A 24,640-nucleotide genomic window follows, 5' to 3' on the forward strand; every position below is an offset into this window, starting at 1 on the left:
ACGTAGGAGCGGCTTACAGCCGCGAGCCCTGCTGGCGAATCGTGAAGGGCTCGCGGCTGTAAGCCGCTCCTACGAAGCAAGAATCGGATAGCGGGCGCCTTCGGGCGCCCGCTACGCTTCAGCCATGAACAACGCAGACGACAAACTCGAACGCGCACGGCAGCTGCTCGATGGCGATGAGCTGTCGCTGGGCGAACTTGCGCAAGCGGTCGGCCTCAGTGCCTCGCACTTGCAGCGCCGGTTCAGTGCCCGCTACGGCTTGAGCCCCGCCGAATACCTGGCACAGCGCAAACTCGGCACGCTGAAGTCGCAGTTGCGCGACGGCAGCAATGTGACCACGGCCCTGTACGACGCCGGTTACGGTTCCCCTTCGCGCGTCTACGAGCTGGGCGCCGCGAAACTCGGGATGACGCCGGCGCGTTACCGCGCTGGCGGCACGGGCGAGCACATCCGCTGGAGCCTGGTCGCCACCACGCTCGGCACGGCGCTGGTCGCCACCACGCAGCGGGGCGTGTGCATGATCGAGCTGGGCGACGATGCCGACGCGCTCGAGGCGAAGTTGCGGGCGGAATTTCCCAAGGCACAACTCGAACGTGTCGATGCCGGTCGCGACGAATTCCTCGCTCCGCGCCTGCGCGCGGTCGCGGATGCGCTCGCGGGCAAGCAGGTGCGGGTCGATGTCGATCTGATCGGCACCGCGTTCCAGAAGAAGGTGTGGGATGCGCTGATGAAGATTCCCGCGGGCGAAACGCGTAGTTACGCGGAGATCGCCGTACAGCTCGGTGCACCGCAGGCGGCGCGCGCGGTTGCCAGCGCCTGCGCGCATAACCGCGTCGCGATCGTGGTGCCTTGCCATCGCGTGATTCGCGGCGATGGTTCACTTGGAGGGTATCGCTGGGGGCTGCCGTTGAAGCAGCAGGTGTTGCAACGCGAACGCGCCGCATAGTGTTTGCCGTCATCCCCGCGAAGGCGGGGATCCAGTGACTTTGCCCTGCTTCTGCCCTTGCTCGTCATCCCTGCGGAAGCAGGGATCCGGCGACTTTGGCTCTTAGAAGCAAGAGCATTCCACTGCTGCGCAGCGGGTCACTTTTCTTTGCTGGCCCAAAGAAAAGTAACCAAAAGAAATGGCCTCCTCGGCAAGAGCACAGCTCGCGGCGTGGAGGTCACGGAGATTTTTCGACTCGGCATCCATGCCTCGGTCGAAAAACGGCGCACGTCCTGTGCGCCGCCCTCCGGGTATCGTGCTGATCGGTCAGTGATTTTTTCTTTTAAGCAACGACAAGACAGGGCTCGAAACTCACTTCTTTCGCCGCGTCACCGGCCGCGTCGGCAGGTTCAAGCCGAGCTTGACGTTGTCGAACACCATCCGGGTTTCGTAGCGCTTGATGTTGTCATCGTCCATGAACAGGCGATCGGCCACTTCGCGGCAATGCGCGACCCCGGTTGTCGCCAGGATCAAGAGGTAATCCCAATCGCCGGCAAGCACGTAGCACTGTTGCACTTCGGGCATGGCGCGGATGCGCGCGTACAGCGCGGCGTGCTGCTTGGCCGATTCGCGTTCGAGGGCGACCAGGACGGTGGCCAGCGTGATGTTGCCCAGCAACGCGGGGTCGAGCACCGCGACTTGGCGCATCAATCCGCTCTTGCGGTAACGGGTGATGCGGCGTTGCACCGCGCTCGCCGACAGGCCGATGCGCTCGCCGAGCGTGGTCAGGGTGGCGGAGGCATCGCGCTGCAGCAGGTCGAGCAGGCGGTGGTCGAATTCGTCGAGCGTTACGGGTTTGCCGGCCATGCAAGATTTTTGCGTTTAGACGCATGAATTTTCAAGCGCGTTGTCGTGGTCGCGGCTACGCTGTCGGTGATGCGGCTGCAACAGCCGATCACTCCTCCCCCGGACGCCGTCTGGCCGAGCCATCGCCGGCGGCGTCATCTTCTTATCGGAATCGTGCATGAGCACCGCCGCACCGACCGCCCAGACTGGCACGTCCTTCGCCAAAACCAGCGGCCTCGCCGTCGCGCTGGCATTGGCGGCGGTCTACCTGATCTGGGGTTCGACCTACCTCGCCATTCGCTTCGCACTGGAAGGCGGCTTCCCGCCGCTGCTGATGGCGGGCGGACGCTTCCTGCTCGCCGGCGGACTGATGTATGGCGTGCTGCGCCTGCGCGGCGTACCGGCGCCGACGCGCGCGCAATGGCGCAACCTCGCGGTGATGGCTGCGCTGTTGCTGGGACTGGGCAATGGCATGGTGTGCATCGCCCAGCAATCGGTGTCGTCGGGACTGGCCGCAGTCGCGGTCGCCTCCGCACCGCTGTGGATGGGGTTGTTCTCGGCGTTGCGCGGACAACATCCCGGCCGGTTGGAGTGGTTGGGACTTGCGGTCGGCTTTGCCGGCGTGCTCTGGCTCAATGCCGGTGGTGCGCTGAGCGCGAGCCCGCAGGGCCTGGTCGCATTGCTGATCGCGCCGCTGGCGTGGTCGTTCGGCTCGATCTGGAGCCGCGGCCGCGACTTGCCGTCGCCCTTCATGGGCGCAGCGGGACAGATGCTGCTCGGCGGCGTGCTGATGCTGGTCGCCGGCTTCGCGCTGGGCGAACGCATGCACGCCTGGCCGAGCGCGAAGGGCTTGCTGTCGGTTGGATACCTGCTGACGTTCGGCTCGATCATCGGGTTCAGCGCCTATATCTGGCTGCTGCACCACGTGCGGCCGGCGCTCGCCGGCAGTTACGCCTACGTCAACCCGGTGATCGCGATGGCGCTTGGAGCGTGGTTGGCCAAGGAGCACTTCGGCATGGCCGATCTCGGCGCGACCGGCGTGATCCTGCTCGGCGTGGTCGCGATCACGTTGGCGAAGACGCGTTCGTCGAAGCCGGCCGTCGAACCGACCACGAACGAGCCGGCGGCATGAACGCATCCGTCGTCATGACTACATCCGCCGACAGCCATCGCAGCGGCCTGTGGGTCGCCGCCGGCACCTTCGTGCTGTGGGGGTTGATGCCGCTGTACTGGCACCTGCTCAAGGCCGTGCCGTCGTTGCAGATCGTCGCCCACCGCATTGTCTGGAGTGCGGTGCTCGTCGTGGCGTGGCTGGTGTGGAAACAGGGCCGCGGCTGGCTGCGCGCGGCGTTGGCACGTCCGCGCGCCGCGTGGATGCTGGGCTTGAGCGGCCTGCTGATCGCGCTCAACTGGAGCCTGTACATCTGGGCAGTGAACGCAGGCCATGTCATCGAGACCAGCCTGGGTTACTTCATCAATCCGTTGCTCAACGTCGTCATCGGGGTGTTGTTCCTGCGCGAGCGCCTGACGCGGTGGCAATGGCTGTCGGTTGGGATCGCCGCGGCCGGCGTGTTGTGGCTGACCTTCAACTACGGCAGCTTCCCGTGGATCGCGCTGGCGCTGGCCTTGTCGTTCGGCTTGTACGGCGTGCTGCGCAAGCTGCTGTCCATCGATGCGGTGAGCGGACTCGGCGTCGAGAGCGTGTACCTGTTCCTGCCAGCCCTGGCGCTGATGTTCTGGGGCGAAGCCAACGGCAGTGGCGGATTCCTGCCCTTGAATGGCAACCCTGGCTGGGGCGTCGGGCTGGATGTGCTGCTGATTATTGCCGGTGCCCTCACCGCGCTGCCGCTGATCGGCTTCGCCTACGCGGTGCGTCGCGTCCCGCTGTCGGTAGTCGGATTGATGCAGTACATCGCGCCGACGCTGCAGTTCCTGATCGGTGCGCTGGTCTTCCATGAAGCCTTCGACCGCGATCGTGCGATCGGCTTCGTCTTCATCTGGGTGGCGCTGGCGATTTTCGTGCTGGACAGCTTGTGGCGCTCGCGCCGGCAGTCCGCGCCGGTAGTGACTGATCGGATTGCCGTGGAGTCGCGATGAACAAGGCCACCCTGGATGCGTTGATGCTGTTCCCGCTGCAGCTGGAGGCGCATTACGCCGCCATCCCCGCTGCATACAAGCACTGGGCGCCGCCGAGTTGGGACGGCATTCCCAGCGAACACTTCACCGCGATCGAACAGGTCTGCCATGTGCGCGATGTCGAGGTCGACGGCTATCACGTGCGTTTCCAGCGCACCTTGAACGAATCCAATCCCTCGCTTCCCGACCTCGGCAGCGAGGCGTTGGCCAAGGCACGTTCGTATGCCACGGCGGATGCCGTCGAGGTGCTGACGGCTTTCCGCGCGGCGCGCGCGCAGACTGTGCAGCTCCTATCGGGCTTGAGCGCGGAACAGTTCAAGCGCATGGCCGAGTTCGAGGATTACGGTCCTTCGTCATTGCGCAGCCTGGCGCATTATCTGTGCAGCCATGACCAGCAGCACCTGGCCGGCCTGCAGTGGCTGCTGGGGAAGATCGAGGCCGTCCGCGCGCAAACTGCGGCCTGAGCTATCGGCTCAACCAGGGCAGGGCCCGCCGGCATCGCTCCAGGTCTTGAAGGCAGCGACGAACTCAGCGTGCGGCACCGACACCGGCTTGCGTTCGCCGCCCGGGGCCCAACCCCACAGCACCAGCTTGTCTTCGCTCACGTGCTTGAGCAACGCCGCGAAATCACGATCGCCGTTGCGCTTCTTGTCCTTGATCATTGCGCACACTTCCGACGCCGATAACCCGATCCACGCCATCTTCTGGTCCGGCGGTGGCAGGCTCCAATGCGGTGCACCGGGTGGCGCATGCGGACCATAGCTCGCGGGCGGATTTTTTTCGCCATGGCAGGCCGAGCACGGCAAGCCGGGCGCGCCATGACCTTCCGGCCCGCGCACCACGCCCATCGCGTGCGGCGTCATCGTGTCGAATTGCAGCGGTTGGTCGCCGGGGATATGGCAGTTCGCGCAACGCGGATGCTGGAACACGGTCTGCACGGTGGCAAAGGCCTGGATGGCGGCCTGCTTCTGTTCGGCACTGGGACGTGGGCCGCAGCCGGCGAGCGCAAGTACGATCACGAACGGCAATAGCGATGCGCGCATGGTCGTCTCCTCAGCTCGTCAGCTTGAGCGGCAATTCGCGCAGCCGCTGGCCGTTCAACGCGAACACTGCATTCGCCACCGCCGGCGCGGTCGGCGGCACGCCGGTCTCGCCGATGCCGCCGGGTTTCTCGGTGCTCGGCGCGATGTGCACTTCGACCTGCGGCATCTCGCTCATGCGCAGCACCTCGAAGTCGTGGAAGTTCGACTCCTGCACGCGCCCGTCCTTGAACGACAGCGCGCTGTGCAGCGTCGCGCTCAAGCCCCAGGCGACGGCGGATTCCAGCTGCGCCCGGATCGTCTCCGGGTTCACCGCGATGCCGCAATCGACCGCACAGACCACGCGATGCACGCGGATCGCACCGTTCTCGACCGAGACTTCCGCGATCTGCGCCACGTAACTGCCGAACGATTCATGCACCGCGACGCCCCGTGCATGGCCTTTGGGGGGTGGTGTGCTCCATCCGCTTTTCTCGGCGGCTAGATTGAGCACGCCGAGATGGCGTGGATGTTCCTTGAACAATGAACGCCGGTATTCGACCGGATCCTTGCCCGCCGCATGCGCGAGTTCGTCGATCAGGCTCTCCATTACGAAGGCGTTGTAGCTATGTCCGACCGAACGCCACCACAGCACCGGGATGCCGACCTTGGGCGAATGCAGTTCGACGCGGTGATTGGGAACGCTCTTGAGATACGGCGAATCGGCCACGCCTTCCACCGAAGTACCGTCGATGCCGTTTTTCACCATCATGGGTTCGAATGGCGTGCCAGCGATGATCGATTGCCCAACCATCGTGTGTTGCCATGCGATCGGCATGCCCTGCGCATCGAGGCCGATCTTCGCGCGCTGCAGGTACATCGGCCGGTAATAGCCGCCGCGCACATCATCCTCGCGCGTCCACACCGTCTTGACGGGTGCGCCCGCGGCTTTGGCCACGTGCACCGCTTCGGTGACGAAATCCGACGTTGGCGTCGCGCGCCGGCCGAAACCACCGCCGAGGAACTGCGTATGGACCAGCACCTGCTCGGGCTTGAGTCCGGTGATCTGCGCGGCCACTTGCTGGTCCAACGTCTGGAACTGGGTGCCGGTCCAGAGCTCGCACTGGTCCTTGCCGATCTTCACCGTGCAGTTCAACGGTTCCATCGGGGCATGCGCGAGATACGGCGTGTGGTATTCGGCGTCGATGGTCTTGGCTGCCTTCGCCAAGGTTGCTTTGGCGTCGCCAGCCTGTGCGGCGACGGAGCCGGGCGTGTCGGCGAGCTTGGCGAACTCCGCGCGCAACTTCGCGGTGTCATGGGTGGCTGCGTTCGGGCCCAGGTCCCAGTCGACCTTCAAGGCATCGCGGCCGAGTTTGGCGGCCCAGAAGTGATCGGCCACCACGGCTACGCCCGAGGGCACCTGCACCACGTTGCGCACGCCGGGGATCGCTTTCGCCGCAGTGGCGTCGAAGGACTTGACCTTGCCGCCGAACACCGGCGAGCGCGCGACCACTGCTGTCAGCAGGCCATCGAAGTGCACGTCCATGCCGAATTGCGCGCGGCCGGTGATTTTTTCCGGTGTATCGAGGCGTTTGGTCGGCTTGCCGATGAACTTCCAGTCCTTCGGATCCTTCAGCGTCAGCGAGGCCGGATCGGGCGCCGTCAGCTTCGCGGCATCGTCGGCGAGCGCGCCGTAGCGGACGCGGTTGGTGCCGGCGATGACTTCACCGTTCTCGGTGCGAACCTGGTCGAGCGGTACGTTGAACCGCGTCGCCGCCGCTTGCATCAGCAGCGAGCGCGCGGCCGCGCCGGCCTGGCGATAGCGATCCATTTCCGACCAGGTGCTGCTCGAACCGCCGGTCATCTGCATGCCATATGCGGTGTGGGCATAACTCGCTGCCGCGGGTGCATGCTCGACCTTGATCTTCGACCAGTCGGCGTCGAGTTCCTCGGCGATCAGCATCGGCAATGCGGTCCAGATGCCCTGGCCCATTTCCGAGTGCGCGATCAGCACGGTGACGGTGTCATCGCTGCCGATGCGCAGGAACGCGTTCGGTGCGAACGTGGTCGACGCGGCTTCAGCAGCAGGGTTGGCGAAAGCGAAGCGCTTGGCGCCGGGGATCACGAACGCGATCACCAGGCCACCACCGACCACGGCGCTGGCCTTGAGGAAATCGCGGCGGGACAATTGCGTCACGGCGTTCACGGGAACCTCCGTTGTTTTTTGTTTTTCCCTCCGGAAGGTGCCGGAGAGTGGATGAGGGTCCGGCGCAGTGGTGACGTTCGAAATCGTCGTTTCGTGTCTGCGCTTGCTTGGCGAGATTTGAACTGTCGCTCCGCCGCACCCTCACCCCTGCAGGAAGTCGAGCACTTAAGCCTTGCCGAGCTCTGCCGCCCGGTGCACCGCGGCACGGATGCGCGGATACGTGCCGCAGCGGCAGATGTTGCCGGACAAGGCCTGGTCGATATCGGTATCGCTGGGCGTCGGCACCTTCGCCAGCAACGCGACGGCCGACATGATCTGGCCGGACTGGCAGTAGCCGCACTGGACCACGTCGAGTTCGGCCCAGGCGCGCTGCACCGGATGGCTGCCATCCTGCGACAGGCCTTCGATGGTGGTGATCTTCTTGCCGGCGACGGCTTCGACTGGCGTGATGCAGGAGCGCAGTGGCGATCCGTCCACATGCACGGTGCAAGCGCCGCATTGGGCGATGCCGCAGCCGAACTTGGTGCCGGTCAGGTGCATCAGGTCGCGCAGGACCCAGAGCAGCGGCATGTCCGGTGGCGCGGCCACCTCATGCTCGGTGCCATTGACGTGCAGTTTCATGGCGCCCCTCATCGCAGCGGGAGAAGCGCAGCCTACTCCCGATTTTGTTGCGCGGCCATGAAATCCGACTGCCGGCCAAGCACACCGAAACCGGGTCTGAGTAGACTGCAGCTGCAGGCCATCTCGGGGGAACCGGTTCGGCATGGACAGCAGGTCCGTCACTGTGTCGTCGTCATCGCGCCCGCCCGCGGGCGGGAGCCGCGGCGTGCTCGAAGCCGCGTTCGCCGCGATGCAACATGGCGCTGCGGCGACGCTGGCGGTGGTGATGGAGACCGAAGGCTCGACCTATGTACGGCCCGGCGCGCTCGCGCTGTTCGGCGGCGGGGCGCAGGTCGGTTGGCTCAGTGGGGGGTGCCTCGAACCGGAGATCGCCGCGCGGGCCGAGGTCGTCGCCCGCGACGGCCGGATCGAATGGATGGACGTCGACACCCGCGACGATGAAGACCTGCTCGCCGGTTCCGCACTCGGTTGCCGTGGCCGCCTGCACATTGCCTTGCTGCCACTGCCGTCGCTGATGGGCTGGGACGCGTTCATCGCCGCCTGGCGCAATGGTGAAGGCAGGTTACGGCTCACGGTGAGTGCCGATGGCAGCGTCGAAAGCGAAATCGGCGGATCGATGCGGCGCTGGCAAGTCGCGGTGACGGCTTCCGCAGCGGGCGCGACGACACATCATGTCGAGATCGCAGCGCCACCGACGGTCCTGGTACTCGGTGCTGGTCCGGAAACCCCGATGCTGCTGCCGCTGCTGCGCAGCCTCGGCTGGATGACGACGCTGGTCGAGCGCCGGCCCCGCTGGCGCCTGCTCGCCGCGGCGGCCGATGTCGCAGTGGAGCAAATGCCCGAATCGGCGCTGCGAAGCTTTGCGCAACGCGCTTTCGATGCCGCACTGGTGATGCACCACAACTTCGAACTCGACCGCGAAGCGCTGGCCGCGTTGGCCGCCAGCGATATCGCCTTCATCGGCCTGCTCGGTCCGGTCCGGCGACGCGAGGATCTGTTCCGCATGTTGTCCGCGGACGAACGCGTCGCCTTGCAACCGCGCCTGCATTCGCCGATCGGCCTGAAGCTCGGTGGACACGGGCCGGAAGCGATCGCGCTGAGCATCGCAGCGCAGCTGCAAACCCTGCAGCAGCAACCGTATCGGCAGGTGCCATGAGCGAGATGCCGCACGCAGCAGTCGTGTTGGCCGCCGGCGGCAGCCGCCGCTTGGGTATGCCCAAGCAATTGCTGACACGCGATGGCGAGACGTTGTTGCATCGCGCCGTGCGACTGGCTGCGATGACGCACCCGCAACGCCTGGTGGTGGTATTGGGCGCCGAACGCGATGCGTTCACGACGGCGGCGGTCGGTGTGGAAGGCGAAGTGCTGTTCAACCTCGAATGGGAGCAGGGCTTGTCCAGCAGCCTGCGCTGCGCTGCGCGCGCGCTGCAGGGGTTCGGCGGCCGCATCCTCTTGCTCGGCTGCGACCAGCCCGCACTCGAACCCGCGCATTTGTCGCAATTGCTAGATGGCGCTGCCAGCGTCGCTTTCGGTTGCGCGGCCACCGTGCACGGTACGCATCTCGGTCAGCCCGCCGTGATTCCCAACGCGATGCTGCAGTCCGCGCCGTCGCTGGAAGGCGACACCGGCTTCGGCTACCGCCTCAGCGGCTTGCCGGAAAGCGCGATCTGGTGCCTGTTCGCACCCGAACTGCAGCTGGATGTCGACACGCCCGCCGATGTCGAGCTGGCGGTGGAGCGCGGCGTGCTCGACGCCGCGCTGTAGTTTCTTCCTCTCGATCCCGCATCGTTCAGGCCGCGCGCAAAGCCTCGGTCACCGGCAACCGCGCCGCCCGCAATGCCGGGAACAAGCCGCCGACCAGGCCGATGCCGAGGGCCCACTTCAGCCCGGTCCACAGCAATTCCGGCGAGACCTTGAACTGGAACATCACCTGGCTGAAGTTCGAGCCCAGCGTCGACACGCTGTAGCCGTTGAACACCAGCCACGCGATCGCGCCGCCGAGGATGCCGCCGAGCAGGGCCAGCAGCATGGTCTCCAGCATCACCGCGACCACGACCGGCAGGCCGCGGAAACCGAGTGCACGCATCGTGGCGATCTCGCGCGCGCGCCCCGCGACGGCGGCGTACATCGTGTTGAGCGCGCCGAACACCGCGCCCACGGCCATGATCGCGCCGATGACGATGCCGAGGATGCGCAGGAAGCCGTTGAGCTGCTCCGACTGCTTGGCGTAGTAGTGGCGCGTGGTGTCGACATCGAGCTTGAGCCGCGGGTCGGCGGCGAGCGCTGCCTTGAGTTGCTTGAGCCCGTCCTTGCCATCGAGCTTTGCCGTCACCGACTGGTAGGACGTGCGGCGGTAGGTCGAACCCAGTGTTTCGGCGTCGGCCCAGAGTTCGGAATCGTGCGAGTCGCCGGAAGCGAAGGCGCCGACCACCGTCCACATCTGGTTGGCGAGCTCGATCTGCTCGCCCACCTCGAGCCCGACGTACTGGCGACGCGCACCTTGGCCGACGATGAGTTCGCGCATGCCTGGATTGAACCTGCGCCCTTCGACGACTTTCAGCTGCGGCCGCAGCGCCCAAGCCTGCGGACCGACGCCGCGCAATTGCGCGTTGGCGTCGGTGCCGTCTTCCTTGGTGACCATGTTCACCACCTGCGACAGCTCCGGCGATACCAGCGCTCGGCCGTCGCTGCCCTTGGCGATGCCGGCGAGGTTGCCGATCAGCGGTACCTGGTCGCGGATGATCACGGAGTTGGTTTCGGCCTGCGAGCCACCGCGCAGGATGATCGCGGTGTCGTCGCTGCCGGTCTGCTTGAGCGTGGCGGCGAAGCCTTCGCCCATCGCCAGCATCGCCACCAGCACACCGACCACGCCCGCGATACCGACCACGATCACCGCCGATGCGCCCCAGCGTTGCGGCAGGCTCGCGATGCCGATGCGCGCCGCGGCGAGTGCGAGATGGCCAGTGCGCGTCGCCAGCAGCCATGCGCCGAGCAGGACGGCGGCGCCGAGCACGCCCCACCAGGGCAGCCAGATCCAGGCCGCCAGGCCGACGGCCAATGCCAGCACGACGCCGAAGTTCGAGAGCCATTTCTTGAGTCGATTCATGATCCTGTTCCCTCAAATTGTTCCGATGCTGGAACCGACGGCCCGGCCCGGCGCAGCGCGCCGGGCGTTCACCGAGACCGCGCGGCAGTGCCGCGCAAACGGCCTCGGTTCACCCTTAGCGGCCAGCCAGTGCATCGACGATGTTCAGCCGCATCGCGCGCAATGCGGGCAGCAGGCCGATCACCACGCCGATCGCGACCATCAGGCCCACGCCCAGCAGCCAGGTTTCGGTCGGCACGCGCGGCAACTGGATGAGACCCATGCTCGCTTGGCTGATCAGCGGCATCAGCAGCGCTGCGACGCCGAGTCCGATCAGCCCGCCGAGCACCATCAGCAAAATCGCCTCCGCCAGCACCAGCCACAGCACGCTGCGGTTGCTGAAGCCGATCGTCTTGAGCACGGCGAGTTCGGGGATGCGCTCGCGCACCGCCTGCGCCATCGTGTTGCCGGTGAGCAGCACGAGGGTGAAGAACACCGCCGCCATGATCCCGGTGACGATCAGGCCGATGTCGCCGATCTGCTTGAAGAACGCCTGGTTGAAGGCCTGCTCGGTTTGCGTCTTGGTTTCGTGGTCGGAGTTCTCGGACAGCGCGTCGATGGCCTTGGCGATGCGGTCGGATTGCGAGGCATCGGCGACGTCGACGACATACCAGTGCACGGCGTCCTTGCTGAAGTCGTTGGCTTCGTCGAAGTACTTCCAGTTGAACATCAGTACGCGCTCTTCGCCGCTGCGCTTGTTGTCCTTGATCTTGAAGATGCCGACCAGCTTGAAGGTCCAGTCATTGCTGCCTTTGGTCGGGAAGATCGTGGCCTGCAGCGGGATCGTGTCGCCGATCTTCCAGCCATGCTGCTTCGCCAGCGCCTCGCCGACCACAGCGCCCGTGCGCTCGGCCTCGAAGGCCTTGAGCTGCTCCGGCGGCAGCGAATACTCGGGATACAGCGACATGTAGCCGGGACCGACCGCGAAGTTCGGGAAGAAGTTCTTGGGGTCGCGGTAGATGCCGCCGAACCAGGACGCGTACGAGGCCTTGGCCACGCCCGGAACCGTTTCGATCTGCGACTGCAGGCTCACCGGCAGGTCCTGGGTGATCGACAGCCGCGAGGTCACGATCATCCGGTCGTAGCCGGACACGTTCGCGCTCGAGTTGAATGCCACGCGCACCGCGTCGAGCATGCCGAAGAGCAGGAAGGCGGTGACCACCGACAGCATGGTCAGCAACGTGCGGGTCTTGCTGCGCATCAGCGCAGCCCAGATCAGGTGCAGGTATTTCATCGCATCCTCCGGCTCAGGCCGCGTGCTGCACTTGTTCGACCAGGGTGCCCTTGTCGAGGTGCAGCGTATGCGTCGCGTATTCGGCGGCCTTCGGGTCATGGGTCACCATGACGATGGTCTTGCCGTGCTCGCGGTTGAGCTGCTGCAACAGGGTCAGGATTTCCTCGGCGGAGTGGCGGTCGAGGTCGCCGGTCGGTTCGTCGCAGATCAGCAGGGTCGGGTCGGACACGATCGCGCGCGCGATCGCGACGCGCTGCTGCTGGCCGCCGGACAATTCGGACGGGCGATGCTTGCCGCGATCCTTCAGGCCGACCAGTTCGAGCGCGATCTCGGCGTTGCGCTTGCGCTGCGCCGCGGAGAGCTTGGTCAGCAGCAGCGGCAGTTCGACGTTCTTCTGCGCGGTCAGCGTCGGCATCAGGTTGTAGAACTGGAACACGAAGCCGACGTTCTGGCTGCGCCAATGCGAGAGCTGGCCCGAGCTCATGCGGTCGATGCGCTGGCCGGCGACCTCGATCTCGCCGGTCGTGGGCGAATCGAGCCCGCCGATCAGGTTCAGCAGCGTGGTCTTGCCCGAGCCGGAAGGACCCATCAGCGCGATGAAGTCGTCCTTGTCGATGTCCAGGTCGATGCCGTGCAGCACATCGATCTTTTCCGGGCCGCGTTGATAGGTTTTGTGCAGGTTGCGGAGCGAAACCAGGGAAGACATCGTGCACTCCTCTTGAATGTGGGTATGAGCCGTCGTCCCGCGCTGCGGGAATCCGGTCTTTGGTCGGGGCGTTCCCCTTCCTGTCTACGACGAACGAGGGGTCAGTCTTTCGACACCGCGTCTTCCGCAATCCGAATCTTGCCGCCATCCTCCAGGCCTGCCGGCGGATCCAGCACCACCGTATCGCCGCCCGCAAGGCCGTCGAGCACTTCACGGTCGTCGCCCAGCGTACGGCCCAGTTTCACGGCATGGCGCTGCACTTTTTCATCGACGACCACGAACGCGACATCCTGGCCATCGCGGTCCACGATCGCCGCCGCCGGCGCCAGCACGCGCGGTTTCGCATTTGTCACCGGCTTCGTCTGCTCACGTTCGAGGAAGCTCACGCGCACACCCATGTCGGGCACGATGCGCGGGTCCTTCTGCTTCAGCGCGATGCGCACCTTGACCGTCGCCTTGCCGCGGTCGGCGGCGGGAATGATCGCGATCACCTCGGCCGGGATCTTCCAGTCCTGGTATGCATTGAGCGTGGCTTCGACCGGCATCTTCGGCTGCACGCGGCCGATGAAGGCCTCGCCGACATCGACTTCGACTTCCAGCGAATCCATGTCGACGATGGTGCCGATGCCGGTGCGGGTGAAGCCACCACCAGCCGACAGCGGCGACACGATCTCGCCAGGCTGCGCCGCCTTCGCGATCACCACGCCGGCGAACGGTGCGCGCACCACGGTGTTGTCGACGCCTTGTTCGGCGATGCGCAGCTGTCCGCCTGCAACCTGCGTGTTGCGTTGCGCGGTGGCGAGTTGCGCGCGCAACGCATCACGCTGCGCGATGGCCTGGTCGTATTGCGCCTTCGACACCAGTTGTTGCTTGACCAGGCCGCCGAGGCGCGCGGCATTGGCTTCGGCTTCGCGCAGTTGCGCCTGCACGCTGCCGATCTGGCTGCGCGCGGCGGCGACCTGGGAAGCGGCGAGATCGCGCTGCGCGTCGGCGTCGATCGGATCGAGCGTGGCCATCACCTGGCCGGCGACGACTTTCTGCCCTTCCTCGATCAGCACTTCGCGGACCTTGCCGGTGATCTTCGAAGACACGGTCGCCATCCGCCGCGCGACCACGTAACCAGTGGCATCGAGCACCGACGCGCTACCGCCGCCGTTGCCGATCGCGACGACTGCCACGGTCTGCACTTCGATCGCCTTGTCGCGTCCGAACAAGGCCCAGCCGAGCAGGGCCAGCACCACGACGCCGGCAGCGATCGCCAATGTGATCCACAAACCACGCCGCGAGGTGGGCGGAGGCGGCGCGCTCCGGTCGATGCGCAGTTCCTTCAGCAGATCGGCGGAGTTGTTCATCAAGAACCCAGGCGGCGGAAAGGGCGAAGTGTGACGACGACGGCCTTCCCAGTGAAGTGGCCAGAAGTCACTTTATATGCCATGCCGACTTCTGACGGCATGACAGCGCGACTGACGGGGCGAAGCCTAGCGATATCGCATGGCGGGGTCACCTGACGCTTGTCATGTCGATTGCATGATCGCCGCGACTGTCGCTGGTTCCGGACGCTGTCTATCGTCATCGCCACCTTCCGATGGAGTAGTGAACATGAGTGGCGGCGACGGCGTGTTGGCGTGCTTGCGCAACGCAAGCAAGGCCTATGGCAAGGTGCGTGCGCTGGATGGCTTCGATCTGAGCCTGCGCGGCGGTGAACTGCTCGCGCTGCTGGGTCCGAATGGCGCGGGCAAGACCACCGCGATCGGCCTGTTGCTCGGCCTGATCCGCGCCGACGCGGGGAGCGCGACCTTGTTCGGCGAGGCTCCGCAGCGCATCGAGGCGCGCCGCGGCATCGGCGTGATGCTTCAGGATGCCGCGCTGCCGCCGACATTGCGCGTCGGCGAACTGATCCGCCTGGCCGCCAGCTATTACCCGACCCCGCGCACGGTCGCTGAGAGCGCCGAGCTCGCCGGTGTTGCCGATCTGTTGCAGCGCCCGTACGGAAAATTGTCCGGTGGCCAGCAGCGCCGCGTGCAATTCGCGATCGCCCTGTGCGGCCGGCCGCGCCTGCTCTTTCTCGATGAACCGACCGTGGGCATGGACATCGAGGCGCGCCACAAACTGTGGGCTGCGATCCGGCATCTGGTCGCGGAAGGCAATGCGGTCGTGCTCACCACGCACTATCTGGAAGAAGCGGAAGCGCTGGCGGATCGCGTGTGCGTGATGGCCCGCGGCAAAGTGATCAGCGAGGGCAGCGTCGCTGCCCTGCGCGCCCGCGTCGCACGCAAGCGCGTGTGGTGCACGACGCGGCTGACGCTGGCGGACGTGACGGCGTGGCCGGACGTGTCCGAAGCGTGCATCGATGGCGATCGCTTGTGCCTGTCTACCGAACACGTCGAAGCAGTGGTACGCCGTCTGCTCGCGCACGACGGCGACCTGTCAGGGCTCGAAGTCCGGGCCGCCGGCCTGGCCGAAGCCTTCACCGAACTCACCCGCGACGCGCATGCCGCCGTCGCTGCCCTGCGCGAGGCCGCCTGATGAACGCCACCCCATCGCTCCGCACCGTATCGACGACACCCGTCATGATGCCTCGGGCACGCGTGTTCGCTGCCTACCTGCAGGAGGTCCGCAGCGAATGCCTGCGCTATCTGCGCAACCCCGGCTTCCTGCTGCCGACGCTGCTGTTCCCCACGGTGTTCTACCTGATGTTCGGCGTACTGCTGGCGCGCAACAGCGGGGCCGATGCAGCCCGCTACCTGCTTGCCGCGTACAGCACGTTCGGTGTGATGGCGCCCGGGCTGTTCGGTTTCGGCGTGTCGCTGGCGCTGGAACGCGACACCGGCCTGCTGACGCTGAAGCGTGCGCTGCCAATGCCGCCGGCTGCCTATCTCATCGGCAAGATGGCGATGGCGATGCTGGTCGCGGCGATCGTCGCCGTGCTGCTGCTGGCATTGGCGGTGTTGGTCGCCCATGTGCCGCTGTCGGTGCAACAGGTGCTGCACCTGTTCGTCATCGAACTGCTCGGCGTGCTGCCGTTCTGCGCGCTGGGCTTGCTGCTTGGCACGCTGATCAAGGGTCAGGGCGCGCCGGGGCTGATCAACATGGTTTACCTGCCGATGGCGTTCGCGTCGGGGTTGTGGTTCCCGCTTGCAGGTCTGCCGAAGTTCCTGCAGCAGATCGCGCCGGCCTGGCCGAGCTATCACCTCAACCAGCTGGCCCTATCGGCGGTGGGCTTGAACCACGCCTCCGGCTTGCCGCACGTGCTGGTGCTGTGCGCGTTCACGGCCGGTTTCCTGTGGCTGTCCACACGAAGGCTGCGCCGCAATGGTTGAGACCTTGCAGTAGCATCCGCGCATGGCACGCCTTCGTCCTGGAATTCCATGAAAGCCGCACTCGCCAAACTGCGGCTCGCGCCGGCGCCCGATTCGACCGTGTCCGAAGCCTTGCGCCAGGGCAAATCGCCCTGGTCCGAAGCGGTGCACTTGTTGTGGTCGGTCTGGGTGTTCATCACCCCGATGTTCGGCGGTGGTTACACCAGTAAGTGGTTGTGGTTGACCCTGGCGTCGTATCCGGTCTTCCTCTGGCTGTACGCGAAGGTGCTGGTGGCTTCGCGGCGTGTCGCTTACCGCTATGCGCTGGGCATGATCGCATTGAGCATCGCGCTGGTGCCGTTCTATCTCGAAGGCATGAGCTACTTCGTGTTCGGTTGCGTGATGTTGCGCACCAGCAGCCGACGATCGCTGCCCGTCTATCTGGTCCAGGTGCTGGCGCTGAACGCTGTCTTCCTGGCGTTGGCCTGGTGGGCCGGTTATCCATGGCAAGCGCTGGCGTGGTTGCCGGCAGTGACGCTGGTGATCGGCATCATCGTCAACGTCGAACGCGCCAGCCAGGAGAAGGACGCCGCACTCAAGCTGTCGCATGAGGAAGTGCGCCGGCTCGCCGCGACCGCCGAACGCGAACGTATCGGCCGCGACCTGCACGACCTGCTCGGCCACACGCTGTCACTGATCACGCTCAAGCTGGAACTCGCGCGCAAGCTGTCCGAACGTGATCCACCCGCGTCGCGGCGCGAACTCGAGGAGGCCGAACGCGTAGCACGCCATGCGCTCGCCGAAGTGCGCAGTGCGGTCACCGGCATCCGTTCCACCGATCTCGCCGCCGAGCTGGCGTCGGCGCGGCTGATGCTGGAATCCTCGCAGGTGCACCTGGAGTACGACCTGCCACCAGGCGATGTGCCGCCCGAAGTCGAACGCGGCCTGGCGCTCGTCCTGCGTGAAGCGGTGACGAACATCGCACGCCATGCGCGTGCGAGCCGAGCGCGCATCGAATTCGCCTGCGACGGCAAGGTCCTGCAGCTATCCATCGTCGATGACGGCCGCGGCGGCGTCGGCGCGGATGGGAACGGCATCGGCGGCATGCGCGATCGCGTGCGCGCGCTGGGTGGCACCTTGAGCATCGAGTCGCCGCGCGGCGGCGGTTCGCGGTTGCTGGTGCGGGTGCCGGCTGGATCAACGCGGACCGTGTTCGCGCCTGTTGCGATGGCGGATCCGACCGACGTCGCTGCGATGCCGCAAGCGCGCGCATGATCCGCATCCTGCTCGCGGAAGACCAGGCGATGGTGCGCGGCGCGCTGTCGGCACTGCTCGGCCTGGAAGGCGATATCGAAGTACTCGGCGCCGCCGCCGACGGCGAGGCCGCCTGGCGCGAACTGCAGCGGCTGAAGCCCGATGTGCTGGTGACCGACATCGAGATGCCCGGCCTGTCCGGACTGGAGCTCGCGCAACGCATCCAGCGCCACGCGTTGCCGATCAAGGTGGTCATCGTCACTACCTTCGGGCGCGCCGGTTTCCTGCGCCGCGCGTTGGATGCTGGCGTGTCTGGCTACCTGCTCAAGGACGCACCCGCGGAGGATCTCGCCGACGCGATCCGCAAAGTGCAGCGTGGCGGCCGTGCGATCGACCCGCAGTTGGCGATGGATGCGTGGAGCGAAGCCGACCCGCTCAACGATCGCGAGCGCCAGGTGCTGCGCCTAGCCGGCGATGGTTTGTCCGCGAGCGAGATCGCAACGCTGTTGAACCTCTCGCATGGCACCGTGCGCAACTATCTGTCGGAAGCGATCGGCAAGCTCGGCGTCGGCAACCGCATCGAGGCCCATCGGTTGGCAAGGCAGAAGGGCTGGCTGTAGGGCGGGTCTCGACCCGCCATCGAGGGTATCGGAATGAACACGACAGGTTCCGACCCATCGAGAACATCGGCAGATGACAACACGGGTCGAGGCCCCGTCCCACGTCAAATGATTGCGCGGGCCTTCAACATGGCATACGCCGCGCGTAATCCCTGTGCCTCGCCACCAGCGGGTTTGCCCGGGCGGTCGCTGTCGTTCCAGCTATAGACGTCGAGGTGCGCCCACTTCTGCGCCGCGGGGACGAAGCGCTCGAGGTACAGCGCGGCGGTGATGCTGCCGGCCATCCTTGATGGGCCGCCGTTGGCGATGTCGGCGATGCCGCTGGTGAGGTAGCGCAGGTACGGGCGCCACAAAGGCATGCGCCACAACGGATCGCGCTGTTGTGCGCCGGCGTCGAGCCATTCCTGCGCCAGCGCGTCGTCGTTGCTGTACAGCGCGGGCAGGTCGGGACCGAGCGCAACGCGGGCGGCACCGGTCAACGTAGCGAAGTCGAGCAGCAGTTCCGGTTTGAGTTCGGCGGCATGGGTGAGGGCATCGCACAGCACCACGCGGCCTTCGGCATCGGTGTTGTCGATCTCGACGCTGACGCCCGCACGCGTGGCGACGACTTCGCCGGGGCGATAGCTGTTCGGACCGATCGCGTTCTCCACCGCCGGCACCAGCAACGTGATCCGCAATGGCAGCCTGCGCGTCATGATCAGTTCGGCCAGGGCGATCGCGTGCGCCGCACCGCCCATGTCCTTCTTCATGTTGCGCATGCCGTCGGCGGGCTTGATGTCGAGGCCGCCGGTGTCGAAGCACACGCCCTTGCCGACGAGCGCCACGTGCGGGTGCGCTTCGCTGCCCCAACGCAGCACGATCAGCCGCGGCGCGCGATGCGAAGCACGGCCGACGGCGTGGATCGCGGGGAAGTTCTTCGCCAGCAGGTCGTCGCCGCTGGTCACTTCGATCTGCGCACCGTGGCGTTCGGCGATTTCGCACGCGATCTGTTCGAGCTGGTCCGGCCCCATGTGCTCGGCCGGCGTGTTGACCAGGTCGCGCACGCGAAGGCAGGCGGCGAGCTGGTCGAACACCTCGGCGTCGGCGTTGTCGACGGCCAGCCGCGCGGGCGCGCGCGAGGGCTGCTTGTAGCGGTTGAACCGGTAGGCACCGAGGCCCCAGCCGAGTTGCAGGGCGGCGCGTGCGCCGGCATCGAGTTCGGTGGCGAGGTGCCAGTCGCCCGGCGGCAGCGCGAACGGTGCATGCGCATAGGACATCGGATCGAGCTTGTCGCCGATGCCGAGCACGGCGCCGGCAATGCCATGTTCGCCCGGCAGCAACAACAGGCTGCCCGATGCCGCCGTGAAGGTGTGTGCATCGACCCAGCTTCCATGCGCGGGCAATTGCAGCTTGCGCCACTCATCGAAACCGGCGCGTTCGATGCAGTAGAGCGGCAGGCTCTTGTCGGCGGCGCTCTTGTCAGAAGCGTCGGCAAATCCGTGCGGCAGGTTCATGCGGCAATGGTGCCTTGGTCGTGCGCCGCATCGAGCCAGTCGGCCAGTGCAGCGAGAGTGGTGAAGGCGAGGTCGGGACGGACGTCGTCGTGCGGCCAGCGCCGCGTCAGACCAGCGTGATCAGCCCGGTTGATCCAGCAAGTCCGCAAGCCGGCGCGATGCGCGCCGACGATGTCCTGTTCGATGTCGTCGCCGACATGCAGCACATGCTGCGGTTCGACGCCAAGCTGCGTGCAGGCGGCATGGAAGATGCTCGCGTCCGGCTTGGCCGCGCCGTGTTGGCCGGCACCGAGCTGGAAGCGGAAATGTGCGGCAAGGCCGATGCGCCGCAGGTCGGCGTTGCCGTTGCTCACCGCCGCCAGCGGCACCCGCGCCGCGAGGCGCTGCAGTGCGGCGATGCTGTCCGGATAGCATTCGACGCGATTGCGTTCGGCGTAGAACACCTCGAAGGCCTCATCGGCGCGCGCCGGATCCTCACCGCTCAGCGCCATCGCCCGCGCCAGCGTGATGCGGCGCAGCGCGGTGAAGTCGTGCATGAGGTGCGGATGCTCGTCATTCACGCTTTCGCGCAGGACCCGCATTTCAGTGATCGGGAAGAGTTCGGCGGTACGCGGGCAGTGCGCTTCGAGCCAGTCGTGCAGCACATGCTCGACGCGCGCGCCGATCGGGCCGAACGGCCAGAGGGTGTCGTCGAGGTCGAGGGTGATGGCACGGATCGGGAAATTCACGACGCCATTCTACTGCCGGTACCGCCTGCGACAGCTGGACCGAAAGTCACTCCAGCAGCCGCGCCCAGCCTTCCATCCCGATCCGCGCCAGCACGATCTTCACGCAGGCCAGCAGCGGCACCGCCAGCAGCAGGCCGATGATGCCCCACAGGCCGCCGAACAGGATCAGCCCGAGAACCAGCACCAGCGGCGACAACGCCATGCGCTTACCGAGCACGACCGGGGTGATGAGTTGGCCTTCCAGCGTGTGCAGGCCGAGGTAGAACACGGCCGGCAGCAGCGCTGGCCAGAGTCCGTCGTAACTGACGAATCCCATCAGCAGCATCACGACCATGCCGAGCAACGGGCCGATATACGGCGCGAAGTTGAGCAACGCCGCCATCGAGCCCCACAGCAATGCTTCTTCGAGCGGCACATGCATGAAGAAATACAGGCCGGCAGCGAATGCCACGCCGAACAGCGCATTGATCACGCTGATGGTAAGCACATAACGCGAAATCTCGTGCTCCAGCACCTGCAGGATTTCGGTGGTGAGCTTCTGCTGGTGCCTGCTGGGCAGCAACGCGATCGCGCGTTGCTGCAGGCGGCCGCCATAGACCATGAAGAAGAACGTCAACAGCACGACCGCCAATACCGCAGCCACAGCTTTCGGTGTGGCGGTGAGCATCTTGTAAGGATCGTCGACTGTAGTCTTGACCACCTGCACCGGCTTGCTGCTCTCGCCGCCGGCGCTGCGCGCGATGTTCTCGGCGGCCCTGCTGGCGTCGCGCACCGGCTTGACCAGGCTGCGCAGCTTTGGCGTGATCTCGCGCAATTCGCGCGGGGCTTCGCTCAGCCATTCGCTGGCCGGCTGCACCAGTTCGCGGCCGAGTGCGAAAGCGGCGACGATGCCGAGCGTCAACACCAGCAGGGCGCCAAGGAAACGCGGCAGGTACAGCTTGTTCAACAGGCGGATGATCGGATTACCGACCAGGGCGAAGAAGATCGCCAGCAGGATCGGCAGGATCAGTTCCTGCGCCGCCCACAGCGTGTAGACGACGGCGAGCACGGCCAGCACCAGCAGTGACGCCGATGCGCGCGGGCGCGGTGGCGGCGGGGATTCGGCACCATCCTTCGGCATGCCGTCGTCGACTGGTGGAACGGTGGCGTTCAAGAGGCGACTAAGGCTCGACGGATTCGGTTTGCGCAGCATGTCGCATCGCGGCCGCGCTGTCCGGTGCAACCTCCGCTGCGATGTCCTCGGCGCTGGCCGCAGCATGTTCGGCTTCGCTCGCAGCGGACTTGGCGATGCCGCTGGTCAGCAGGCTGGTCAGCGTCGTCGCCAGCTGCATCAGTCCGCCGCTGCGGGCGAGACCGCGGATCGGGTCGGTACGGGCGATCAGGAAACCGCCAACCAGTCCGGCCACGATGATGCGTCCCGGCGTCCACATGTCCTTCCACGAGCCCTTGAGCTGGCGCCAGTCTGCAGCCACCGCGCGCTCCTGTGCTTCAAGCGCGTGCTCGGCCTGCTCCACCTTGGCGATGAGTTTCTTGAAGCTCATGACGGCATGCCCATGGAAGACCTGTTCATGGCGGCATGCTCATGGCGGTGTGACGTCGACGCCAAGGCCTTTCTTGATCGGTTCTCCGCCATTGGGAAGTTTTTCGCTCGCTTCCCGCGCGGAAACAGGCGAGTCCGGCTTCGGCATCAGGTCTTCCAGTTCGCCGATCCCCAATCGCGCCAGTTGCCGACGCGTGGCCTGCAGGCGCGTGTGCTCGAAATACTGCATTGCCTGCCAGCCGGCGTAGACGGTGATCGCGATGCTCACCAGCGCGCTCAATCCGATCGACAGCGCCCACGACCAGGCGAACCAGCGCTGCATCAGCGTGGTCAGCGTCGCGACCACCAGCAGCCAGGCCGCGGTGCCGAAGGCGATGGCGATGCCGGTGAATGCCAGCGTGCGTCCGAACGCGCTGCGCGCGAGCGAGATGTCGGCCGACACCAGGATGCGCAACGCCTTGGCGGCGTCGGACGCAGCGCCGAGTCCGGCACGGCCGGTGGCGCCGAGTTCGCGCAGCGCCTCGCTCAGGTCCGGCTTCGGGCCGGCACTGCGGGACTGCGCTTCTTGCTCGCCTGGTTCGTCCATGCGTGTTTGCGGCCGCTACCGTCAGCGACCGCAGCCTGCTTACTTGTCGCCGCTGCGCGCGAGCTTGGCGATGATCCAGCCGGCGGCGAAGGCAACGCCGAACGATGCCAGCGGCCGTTCGCGGATCAGATCGGCGGCGCTGTCGATCAGGTCGCGGCCCTTGTCCATCAGCTTGTCGACCTGCTCTCCGGTGGCGGCGCCGAGGTTCTCACCTGCGGTCAGGCTGGCGATCGCGCCGTCGGCGAGTTCGGCCTTCATCTGGGCTTTGCCCAACCGCATCTCGTCGGTGGCGGCGCTGGCGGCACCCTTGATGGCGTCGCTGGCCGCGACGGCGGCTTGCTTGAAGTGGGTACCGGCTTCGCCGAGGTTGGCTTTCACCGTATCGGTGGCGCGGCCGTTGTTGTCGGGAGTGGTCATTGCGATCTCCTCTGGAAGGGGACACTCATTGCATCTGCAGGTTGCCACGTGCGTTACCGCGTAACACCTGTAGCACCAATTGCCGTGGCGGCTCGGAAAAGCTGGCGCGGAAGCCGCCGAGGTCGCTGAATTCTCCGCTACTGGCCGCGAGGATCACGTCATCCTTGCGCAGCGCATTCTGCTCCGCGCGACTGCCGCGTGCGACCGCGCTGACGCGCACCCCGCTGAGGCCGGCCTGGCGCAGCTGTTCAGGCAATTCGGCAAAGGTCGCCCCGGCCAGGCGCGGATCGAGCAGGCCGCCGTCGACCGATCGCGGCTGTTCGCGCAGGCTCGCGGTGAGTTGCAGCGGCTTGCCGTCGCGGCGCACGTCCAGCGCGACCTTGGCGCCCAACGCCTGCAGGCCTTCGAAGTTGTGCAATGCGGCGCGATCGTCGATGCGCTGCCCGTTCGCGGCGACGATCACGTCGCCGGTCTTCAATCCGGCCGCGGCGGCGGCGGAATTCGGATAGACGCGTGTGACGACCGCACCACGCGTGCCTTCGAGGCCAAGGCCGCGCGCGATGCGCTCGTCCAGGGTCTGCGTGTCGATGCCGAGCGCGCCGCGGCGCACTTCGCCGGTGCTCGCGAGCTGCTGCATCACGTTGCCGGCGAGATTGGCCGGAATCGCGAAGCCGAGCCCGATATCGCCGGCGCGGCTGCCTTGCGGATTGAACGTCGCGGTGTTGATGCCGACCAGCTCGCCACGCAGGTTGACCAGCGCGCCGCCGGAATTGCCGGGATTGATCGATGCGTCGGTCTGGATGAAGTTCTGGAACCCCAGCCCGGGCAGGCCGCTGCGGCCGACCGCGGAGACGATGCCCGACGTCACCGTCTGCCCGAAGCCGAACGGATTGCCGACCGCGACCACGAAATCGCCGACCCGCAACTGGTCGGAATTCGCGAGCGGCAGCGCGGTGAGGTTCTCGGCCGGGATCCGGATCAGCGCGACATCGGTATCGGCATCGGAGCCGACGAACTCCGCCTTCAGCGTGCGGCCATCGGCCAGCGTCACCGAGACTTCATCCGCGCCTTCGATCACGTGGTGGTTGGTCAGCACCAGGCCTTTCGCGGCATCGACGATCACGCCCGAGCCCAGCGACTGGTTGATCCGCTCCTGCGGGACATTCGGGAACATGCGGCGGAACAGGGGATCGTTGGCGAAGGGATTGTTGATCCGCACCCGCTGCTTGGTATGCACGCTCAGCACCGCCGGCGTCACCCGCTGCAGCATCGGCGCCAGCGACGGCAACGCCTGGCCATCGACCGTGGTCGGCAGCGCTGCGACGCTGGGCACGGTGACCGCGGCCGAGGGCGGCGGTTCGGCCTGGACGGGGTTGTCGAAACTGTCGCGCAGGGCGGTCGCGGCGAAGCCGCCGAATGCGGCGGCGGCAGTCAGGGCGATCAGGGTGGTAGTGGGCTTGGGACGCATCGCGTTTGGTTATCCGGGTCGATAAGTGACTTAAACGTGAGATCGCGGCACAGGGTGACGGAATCAAGCCGCGGGAGACACTTGCAGTGTCGGCACTGACCGCTAAATCGATAGTGAAGTTCGTCATCGCGCCGCTTGTCGCCGACTTGTGATCGTCATCAACAAAGGCGTTGACTTCATTGCGGCCCGGGCGTACGTTGAACTCCCCGGTTCACCACTACATCTTGTGGTGATGAGTCGGGAGGAGCCCAGACGTAGGGGTTTCACCTGATCAGTTCGGCGCCTCTGGGGAGCGGCGCATAACGGGGGCAGGCACCGCCAGAGGCCACGAAAACCAGCAGTGAACGCGACGCGGACTCGATCCCGCGGTCGCGGGGCTTGCCGCCATCGTCATTGG

Annotated in this window: 25 protein-coding genes; 10 read left to right on the top strand and 15 right to left on the bottom strand. The window is 66.2% G+C overall.

The window, feature by feature from the left end; translation table 11 throughout:
• Window positions 1-124: 124 nt before the first annotated feature.
• The gene (locus tag MO486_RS09700) at window positions 125-946 is read left to right on the top strand and encodes a methylated-DNA--[protein]-cysteine S-methyltransferase (protein ID WP_242906815.1); all 822 of its coding nucleotides are present in this window, start codon (window positions 125-127) and stop codon (window positions 944-946) included.
• Window positions 947-1,297: 351 nt separating this feature from the next.
• Here MO486_RS09700 and MO486_RS09705 read toward each other — a convergent pair whose 3' ends face one another.
• Entirely contained in the window at window positions 1,298-1,792 is a 495-nt protein-coding gene (locus tag MO486_RS09705) for an Lrp/AsnC family transcriptional regulator (protein ID WP_242906817.1), read from the bottom strand.
• A 157-nt stretch (window positions 1,793-1,949) separates the two neighbouring features.
• Here MO486_RS09705 and yedA point away from each other — a divergent pair, with 157 nt between their 5' ends.
• Genes yedA through MO486_RS09720 form a run of 3 tightly spaced genes read left to right on the top strand, consistent with a single transcriptional unit; the run spans window position 1,950 to window position 4,371 of the window.
• Window positions 1,950-2,903, top strand: coding sequence for a drug/metabolite exporter YedA (gene yedA / locus MO486_RS09710; RefSeq protein WP_242906819.1), 954 nt, complete (start codon window positions 1,950-1,952; stop codon window positions 2,901-2,903).
• A 14-nt stretch (window positions 2,904-2,917) separates the two neighbouring features.
• Window positions 2,918-3,868 (top strand): EamA family transporter RarD, encoded by a 951-nt coding sequence (gene rarD / locus MO486_RS09715; protein ID WP_242906902.1) that lies wholly within the window; start codon window positions 2,918-2,920, stop codon window positions 3,866-3,868.
• Window positions 3,865-4,371, top strand: a complete 507-nt coding sequence (locus tag MO486_RS09720) for a DinB family protein (protein ID WP_242906821.1) — start codon at window positions 3,865-3,867, stop codon at window positions 4,369-4,371. The genes rarD and MO486_RS09720 overlap by 4 nt, the downstream gene beginning before the upstream one ends.
• A 9-nt stretch (window positions 4,372-4,380) precedes the next feature.
• Here the strand turns inward: MO486_RS09720 and MO486_RS09725 are convergent, their stop codons facing one another.
• The 3 genes from MO486_RS09725 to MO486_RS09735 all read right to left on the bottom strand — a co-directional run bounded on the left by MO486_RS09725 (window position 4,381) and on the right by MO486_RS09735 (window position 7,753).
• Window positions 4,381-4,950 carry a hypothetical protein gene (locus MO486_RS09725; RefSeq protein ID WP_242906823.1) on the bottom strand — a complete coding sequence of 190 codons (570 nt, stop codon included), beginning with the start codon at window positions 4,948-4,950 and terminating at the stop codon, window positions 4,381-4,383.
• Window positions 4,951-4,960: 10 nt separating this feature from the next.
• Window positions 4,961-7,132 (bottom strand): xanthine dehydrogenase family protein molybdopterin-binding subunit, encoded by a 2,172-nt coding sequence (locus tag MO486_RS09730; protein ID WP_242906825.1) that lies wholly within the window; start codon window positions 7,130-7,132, stop codon window positions 4,961-4,963.
• Window positions 7,133-7,297: 165 nt separating this feature from the next.
• On the bottom strand, window positions 7,298-7,753 hold the full coding sequence (locus MO486_RS09735) for a (2Fe-2S)-binding protein (protein WP_242906827.1): 456 nt from the start codon (window positions 7,751-7,753) through the stop codon (window positions 7,298-7,300).
• A 142-nt stretch (window positions 7,754-7,895) separates the two neighbouring features.
• On the opposite strand from MO486_RS09735, the gene MO486_RS09740 reads away from it, so the two are divergent.
• Window positions 7,896-8,909, top strand: coding sequence for an XdhC/CoxI family protein (locus MO486_RS09740; RefSeq protein ID WP_242906829.1), 1,014 nt, complete (start codon window positions 7,896-7,898; stop codon window positions 8,907-8,909).
• Window positions 8,906-9,517, top strand: coding sequence for a nucleotidyltransferase family protein (locus tag MO486_RS09745; RefSeq protein ID WP_242906831.1), 612 nt, complete (start codon window positions 8,906-8,908; stop codon window positions 9,515-9,517). The genes MO486_RS09740 and MO486_RS09745 overlap by 4 nt, the downstream gene beginning before the upstream one ends.
• A gap of 25 nt (window positions 9,518-9,542) precedes the next feature.
• On the opposite strand, the gene MO486_RS09750 is transcribed toward MO486_RS09745, so the two are convergent.
• The 4 genes from MO486_RS09750 to MO486_RS09765 form a co-directional block, all read right to left on the bottom strand.
• On the bottom strand, window positions 9,543-10,859 hold the full coding sequence (locus tag MO486_RS09750; protein ID WP_242906833.1) for an ABC transporter permease: 1,317 nt from the start codon (window positions 10,857-10,859) through the stop codon (window positions 9,543-9,545).
• 115 nt (window positions 10,860-10,974) lie between these two features.
• The gene (locus MO486_RS09755; protein WP_242906835.1) at window positions 10,975-12,132 is read right to left on the bottom strand and encodes an ABC transporter permease; all 1,158 of its coding nucleotides are present in this window, start codon (window positions 12,130-12,132) and stop codon (window positions 10,975-10,977) included.
• Window positions 12,133-12,145: 13 nt separating this feature from the next.
• On the bottom strand, window positions 12,146-12,838 hold the full coding sequence (locus tag MO486_RS09760; protein ID WP_242906837.1) for an ABC transporter ATP-binding protein: 693 nt from the start codon (window positions 12,836-12,838) through the stop codon (window positions 12,146-12,148).
• Window positions 12,839-12,939: 101 nt separating this feature from the next.
• Window positions 12,940-14,190: an efflux RND transporter periplasmic adaptor subunit gene (locus MO486_RS09765; protein WP_242906839.1), complete on the bottom strand. Its 1,251-nt coding sequence runs from the start codon at window positions 14,188-14,190 to the stop codon at window positions 12,940-12,942.
• Between the two features lie 247 nt (window positions 14,191-14,437).
• On the opposite strand from MO486_RS09765, the gene MO486_RS09770 reads away from it, so the two are divergent.
• From MO486_RS09770 to MO486_RS09785, 4 genes are read left to right on the top strand one after another with little or no spacing between them, the layout of a single operon-like run.
• Window positions 14,438-15,364, top strand: a complete 927-nt coding sequence (locus tag MO486_RS09770; RefSeq protein WP_242906841.1) for an ABC transporter ATP-binding protein — start codon at window positions 14,438-14,440, stop codon at window positions 15,362-15,364.
• The gene (locus MO486_RS09775; protein ID WP_242906843.1) at window positions 15,364-16,158 is read left to right on the top strand and encodes an ABC transporter permease; all 795 of its coding nucleotides are present in this window, start codon (window positions 15,364-15,366) and stop codon (window positions 16,156-16,158) included. Before MO486_RS09770 ends, MO486_RS09775 begins: the two co-directional genes overlap by 1 nt.
• Window positions 16,159-16,206: 48 nt before the next feature.
• On the top strand, window positions 16,207-17,412 hold the full coding sequence (locus tag MO486_RS09780; RefSeq protein WP_242906845.1) for a sensor histidine kinase: 1,206 nt from the start codon (window positions 16,207-16,209) through the stop codon (window positions 17,410-17,412).
• Window positions 17,409-18,011, top strand: coding sequence for a response regulator transcription factor (locus MO486_RS09785; RefSeq protein WP_242906847.1), 603 nt, complete (start codon window positions 17,409-17,411; stop codon window positions 18,009-18,011). Before MO486_RS09780 ends, MO486_RS09785 begins: the two co-directional genes overlap by 4 nt.
• A gap of 104 nt (window positions 18,012-18,115) precedes the next feature.
• On the opposite strand, the gene MO486_RS09790 is transcribed toward MO486_RS09785, so the two are convergent.
• The 7 genes from MO486_RS09790 to MO486_RS09820 are packed head-to-tail and all read right to left on the bottom strand — an operon-like array spanning window position 18,116 to window position 24,243.
• A complete protein-coding gene (locus MO486_RS09790) occupies window positions 18,116-19,504 on the bottom strand; it encodes a leucyl aminopeptidase family protein (RefSeq protein WP_242906849.1) in 1,389 nt (462 codons plus the stop codon).
• Entirely contained in the window at window positions 19,501-20,232 is a 732-nt protein-coding gene (locus MO486_RS09795) for an HAD-IA family hydrolase (RefSeq protein ID WP_242906851.1), read from the bottom strand. The genes MO486_RS09790 and MO486_RS09795 overlap by 4 nt, the downstream gene beginning before the upstream one ends.
• A gap of 46 nt (window positions 20,233-20,278) precedes the next feature.
• The gene (locus tag MO486_RS09800) at window positions 20,279-21,352 is read right to left on the bottom strand and encodes an AI-2E family transporter (RefSeq protein ID WP_242906904.1); all 1,074 of its coding nucleotides are present in this window, start codon (window positions 21,350-21,352) and stop codon (window positions 20,279-20,281) included.
• A 40-nt stretch (window positions 21,353-21,392) separates the two neighbouring features.
• Window positions 21,393-21,773 (bottom strand): hypothetical protein, encoded by a 381-nt coding sequence (locus MO486_RS09805; protein WP_242906853.1) that lies wholly within the window; start codon window positions 21,771-21,773, stop codon window positions 21,393-21,395.
• 39 nt (window positions 21,774-21,812) lie between these two features.
• The gene (locus MO486_RS09810; RefSeq protein WP_242906855.1) at window positions 21,813-22,358 is read right to left on the bottom strand and encodes a phage holin family protein; all 546 of its coding nucleotides are present in this window, start codon (window positions 22,356-22,358) and stop codon (window positions 21,813-21,815) included.
• A gap of 39 nt (window positions 22,359-22,397) precedes the next feature.
• The gene (locus tag MO486_RS09815; RefSeq protein WP_242906857.1) at window positions 22,398-22,775 is read right to left on the bottom strand and encodes a hypothetical protein; all 378 of its coding nucleotides are present in this window, start codon (window positions 22,773-22,775) and stop codon (window positions 22,398-22,400) included.
• Window positions 22,776-22,800: 25 nt separating this feature from the next.
• Window positions 22,801-24,243: a Do family serine endopeptidase gene (locus MO486_RS09820; protein WP_242906862.1), complete on the bottom strand. Its 1,443-nt coding sequence runs from the start codon at window positions 24,241-24,243 to the stop codon at window positions 22,801-22,803.
• Window positions 24,244-24,640: the final 397 nt, after the last annotated feature.

Source organism: Lysobacter sp. CFH 32150 (genome assembly GCF_022758295.1).
GTDB lineage: Bacteria > Pseudomonadota > Gammaproteobacteria > Xanthomonadales > Xanthomonadaceae > CFH-32150.